This is a genomic window from Gemmatimonadota bacterium, from assembly GCA_026706345.1.
GTDB lineage: Bacteria > JAAXHH01 > JAAXHH01 > JAAXHH01 > JAAXHH01 > JAAXHH01.
Map to the genome: position 1 here is coordinate 1 of JAPOYX010000092.1, position 3711 is coordinate 3711.

Annotated in this window: 4 protein-coding genes; 3 read left to right on the plus strand and 1 reads right to left on the minus strand. The window is 61.4% G+C overall.

The features are described 5' to 3' along the window. The coding region (locus tag OXG98_06895; protein MCY3771730.1) for a hypothetical protein at positions 1-399 on the plus strand (399 nt) is incomplete at its 5' end. 16 nt (positions 400-415) lie between these two features. Here OXG98_06895 and OXG98_06900 read toward each other — a convergent pair. Continuing rightward, entirely contained in the window at positions 416-1039 is a 624-nt protein-coding gene (locus OXG98_06900; GenBank protein ID MCY3771731.1) for a hypothetical protein, read from the minus strand. A gap of 199 nt (positions 1040-1238) precedes the next feature. Between OXG98_06900 and OXG98_06905 the strand changes: the two genes are divergently transcribed. Continuing rightward, the gene (locus OXG98_06905; GenBank protein MCY3771732.1) at positions 1239-2156 is read left to right on the plus strand and encodes an NTP transferase domain-containing protein; all 918 of its coding nucleotides are present in this window, start codon (positions 1239-1241) and stop codon (positions 2154-2156) included. Positions 2157-2159: 3 nt separating this feature from the next. Further along, positions 2160-3711 (plus strand): aldehyde ferredoxin oxidoreductase family protein (locus OXG98_06910; protein MCY3771733.1); only part of this gene is annotated, 1552 nt, incomplete at its 3' end.

Consider the following 3711-nt stretch of genomic DNA (forward strand, 5'->3'; position numbering starts at 1 on the left):
CTTTCGGCGCCCGGCCCGGAGCGCCGTATCGGGTGCGTCATGGCCGGAGCCGAGCACGACTGGCTGTTGTCCTTCGATGACCGGGTCACGCAGGACCTGCCCGCCTCGGCGGCCATGCGGGCGCTTGATGTCACCGTGTTGCACGATGTGCTGTTCGAGCGTTTTCTGGGCTTACCGCCCGCCGTCCAAAAGCAGGCCGTCTCGTATACGAGCGATACTGACGAGGCGCTGCAACGTGTGAGCGCCGGAGACGCTCAGGCCGCTTTTCTCCTGCGCTCAACAACCTTTGAGCAGATTCAGCAGGTCTGTGCCGGCGGCGAGACCATGCCGCAGAAGTCAACCTATTTCTACCCCAAGCTGTTGACCGGTCTGGTATTCTACCATCTGGAGCAGGGCTAGCTGCGGACAGAGTCGATCAGAATCGCCGCCCGCCACCACCGCCGCCGAACCGCCGTCGTTCCGGTGGACGCGCGGCGTTGACCTTCAGCACCCGGCCAAGGACTTCCTGGCCGTTGAATTTTTCAATAATCGCGTCGGCCTCTTCCTTCGATCCCATTTCAACAAAGGCGAAGCCCTTTGATTGTCCGGAGAAACGGTCGGTGACAACGCTGACCGAACTGACCGTGCCGACCTCGGCAAAGACCTTTTCCAGGTCGGTGTTTCCCGCGGAATAGGGCAGGTTGCCGACAAAGAGCCGGGTGCCGGATGACGGACGGGGCTGGGAGGGCGGGCGGTTCGCAGCCGGGGCAGGTCTCCCGCGCCCACCATCCCGAGTGGGTATGGGACCGCCGCGGCCGGGTTTGACCTCATTGACGGTGAGGGCCTGTCCATCGACTTCTTTGCCATTCAGGTCTGAGATGGCCGCCTGAGCGGCAGTTTCCGTCTCCATTTCGATAAAGCCGAACCCCCGAGACAAACCGGTGGCAGGGTCGGTGATGAGTTCGGCAGAATGGAGGTCCCCAAATGGGGTAAATAAGTCTTCAAGCTCGGGAAAGCAGAGCATGGGGGGAAGATTGCCAATGTATAGTTTAACAGCCAAAAATATGTCTCCTCTCGTGCCGTTTCATCTTATCTACCCTGTCGATCCTGAGGTGGAGGTGGAAGGTAGCAAATTCTCATTTTGATTACAATAAAAAATGAAGAAGGGAAGACCGGAGAATTTATTGTCCCTCTCCCGTTGAGATGATAGCATTTTTGTTCTGAATAGATTCCAATCTGGTACGGTGCTTTGGGACAGCATGGATACGCAAGCCTCGACCTACAGCCTTTCGGCGGTTATTCTGAGCGGTGGGAAAAGTTCGCGCATGGGGAGGCCGAAGGCGCTGCTGCCCTTTGACGACAAGCCGCTTATCGCTCACCTGGTCCAGCGGCTGTCCCAACGCTTTTCCGATATCGTTGTGGTCGCCGCACCGGACCAGACCCTGCCGGCCCTGCCGGTCACGCTGGTGCATGATACCGTGGCCTATCAGGGTCCGGTCGGAGGCCTCTACTACGGCCTGCGAGCGATCCGCGGCGCGGCGGCCTTTGTCACGTCGTGCGATGTGCCCTTTCTCCAGTTGCCGTTCATCGACTATCTCGTCTCGCAGCTCGATCACAACGGCCGTGACTATGATGTGGTCGTCCCCGTGTGGCAAGTCCGGCTTCAACCGCTGCACGCCGTGTATCGAAGGCGTGTCGTCCCCCATTTGCAAGAACAGCTCGCCACCCAACGCCTCCGTCCGGTCTATTTGTATGACACCGTGCCAACCCGGAAAGTATCGCCAACGGAAATCAAACGCTTTGACCCCGAGGGGCTGAGTTTCCTCAATATGAACACCCAGGCGGACTATCAGGCCGCCCTGGTCCGGTGGCGGACGCTGTCTGCGCCCATTTCCTGCACGGTGGAGTTGTTCGGCGTCGCGCGCCTGACCGCACACACCCCGCGCGTCCCGTTGACCCTTTCGGCTGAGGCAACCCTCGGAGACGCACTGGCTGTCTTAGGGGCGGAATGTCCCGCCCTCCTGGGTGCGGTGCTGTCCGCGGATGATACGGGACACACCAGCTTACGGAGCGGCTATACCTGCAACATCAATGGGAAAGATTTTGTTCGAGACGCGCACACCCGTCTCCGGGCGGGTGACAGCCTGTTGATCTTGTCGAGCGATGCGGGCGGATAAACCATGTACGGGTTCCACGGTCGTCTGCTCCGTATAGACCTCACCACGCAGTCCTACTCCTGGCAGGACATCGACGCGTCCCGGCTCACCGCGGTGCTGGGCGGTGTGGGCCTGGGCGCGTCTCTGCTGTACGATCACGCACCTCCTGGCGTGGAGCCGTTCTCGGCCGACAATCCGCTCATTTTCACCAGCGCCCCGCTGGTCGGAACGGGCCTGACCACCACCGCCAAATATGCGGTGGTCACCAAGTCGCCCCTGACCGGTTTTATTGCGGACTCGCTCTCCTCCAGTTTTTTCGCCCTGGAGCTCAAGCGGGTCGGAGTCGATGCGCTGGTGATTACCGGCGCGGCCGGGCAACCCACCTATCTCCTGATAACGGACGACGGAGTCGAGTTCCGAACGGCAAGCCCTCTGACGGGGCTGAGCGCCCAGGAAACCGAAGAACGCATTCGGCACGCGGAACGCGCGGAAAAAGAAGCGGAGGTCCGGGTAGCTGCCATCGGGCGGGCGGGGGAAAACCTCGTGCGGTTTGCAACCCTCAGCAACGAGGGCCGGCATGCCGGACGGGGTGGCGTCGGCGCGGTGTTCGGTGCCAAGCAGCTCAAGGCCGTTGCCCTGCGAGGTCATTGCCGGGTGGCAGTGGCCGATACGGAGGCGGTGGAAAAAATTGCCACCACACTCCGCGAGCGGAGTGTTGGGCCACAGACGGCAAAATACCGTGAAATTGGGACGGTGGCGAACCTGGCGGTCTTCGACCGGCTGGGCAGTCTGCCGACCTATAATTTTCAGAATACCCCGTTTGCCCAGGTGGAAGCGCTCAGCGGGGAATCTTTTATCACCAATAGTTTCAGCCAGACGCACGGCTGCGCCGCGTGCACGATTCGCTGCGAGCGCCTGTTTCAATCCCTGAGCGGTGAGGCTCAACGGCTTGAATATGAAACCCTCTTTGCGTTTGGTCCGCTGTGCGGCATCGAGGAGCCGGACGCGATCCTGCGGGCCGCCCGGCTGTGCGACCAGTACGGACTGGATACCATTAGTACTGGCGGCACTCTCGCCTGGGCGGCGGAATGTGCGGGCAAGGGTCTCTGGCCCGAGCTGCGTGCGACAGGGCTGTCCTTCGGCAACGCGGAGGCGTTTCTCGGCTTGATCCCAGACATTGCCCACAGACGAGGAGTAGGGGCGGTCCTGGCCGAGGGCTCGCGGCGGGCGGCCATCCGCATCGGGGGAGAAGCGGAGCACTTCGCCATGCATATCAAAGGCATGGAGCTGCCGGGCTACGAGCCACGCAGCCTCAAGACCATGGCGCTCGGTTTAGCGGTCAGCCCGCGTGGGGCCTGCCATAACCGCTCGGGGGCGTATGAGGCGGACTTCTCAGGCCAGGTTGATCGTCTGCAAGCCGATGCCGGTCGCGGGGCGCTGGTTGCCGCGTCCGAAGACTTCTCCGCGGTCCTGGACTCACTGATTGTGTGCAAGTTTTTACGCAAGTGTTTTGAGGATTTTTACGCCGACGCCGCTCACCTTATGAGCGCGGTGACGGGGTGGGATCATACTGCCG

Bases quoted from the DNA above. Each gene is read 5' to 3' on its own strand.
- OXG98_06905 (MCY3771732.1), top strand. From the start codon at position 1,239: ATGGATACGCAAGCCTCGACCTACAGCCTTTCGGCGGTTATTCTGAGC.